Origin of the sequence: Neobacillus fumarioli NBRC 102428, assembly GCF_001591485.1 — a bacterium.
GTDB classification, from domain to species: domain Bacteria; phylum Bacillota; class Bacilli; order Bacillales; family Cytobacillaceae; genus Neobacillus; species Neobacillus fumarioli.
Genome location: NZ_BCUZ01000251.1, coordinates 1 through 1,065, shown reverse-complemented (window position 1 = coordinate 1,065; position 1,065 = coordinate 1). Strand labels below are relative to the sequence as shown.

1 protein-coding gene is annotated in these 1,065 nt (G+C 37.4%); it reads left to right on the top strand.

Annotated elements, in window-relative coordinates:
• Nucleotides 1-71: 71 nt before the first annotated feature.
• A partial coding sequence (locus BFU02S_RS15940) for an ISL3 family transposase (RefSeq protein WP_066372809.1) occupies nt 72-1,065 on the top strand: 994 nt, incomplete at its 3' end.

The following is a 1,065-nucleotide window of genomic DNA, read 5'->3' as shown; positions in this document are numbered from 1 at the left end:
CTTCTTCGCTGTTTAAAATGACACACTAGTGTTAATACTGGATTCTAAATATTAGAATCTAGGTGATAACTATGTTAATTGAAATAAATAATATTGAAAGTGTATTCCATATTCCGGAACCATGGTATATAGAAAGCTGTATTTTTAATGAAGAAAAGAAACAATTAGATGTCTATGTTGAAATTCGAAAAGGAGCTGTACTTACTTGTTCTAATTGTGGAGCCGAACAACAGCCTATTTACGATATAGCCGACTATAACCGTACATGGCGGCATTTAAACTTTATGGAATATCCGTGTTATATTCATGCAGAATTGCCACGAACTAATTGCCAAAACTGCGGGAAAATCCATCGTGTCAATGTGCCATGGGCTATAAAACCACGATCCAACTTTACGACATTTTTTGATGCCTGGATTATCATGATGGCGAAAGATATGCCAATGAACGCAATTAGCCGACTAGTCAGTGAACACGATACTCAATTATGGCGCATTCTCCACTACTATGTGGATCACGCTATTGAAGCTCAAGATTTATCCGATGTCACCATGATTAGCACTGATGAGACTTCTGCTAAAAAGGGACACATTTACATAACGATTTTTATGGACCCCCAAAAAAAGAATGTCATTCACGTCGCAAAAGGGAAAGATTCTAGCACATGGAAAGAGTGTAAAAAACAATTAGAGTCACATGGCGGGAATGCCGACAATATCACAGAACTATGCATGGATATGTCCCCGGCTTTCATTAAAGGGGCTCAAGATAATTTCCCCAAGGCTGCCATAACGTTTGATAAGTTCCATGTAATCAAAGCGGTAAATGATGCAGTGGATCAAGTCCGAAGAAATGAACAAAAAAGTTGTCTTGATTTAAAAAATACAAGATATGTCTGGTTAAAAAATGAAAGTAATTTAACCGAAAAACAAAAAGAGACACTTGATCGACTAAAGGACTGCCATCTAGACACTGCTAAAGCCTACCGTATGCGAATTAGCTTACAGGAGATATATCAATATCCAAGGGAAATCGCACCAATGGTATTACATGACTGGGTTCAAT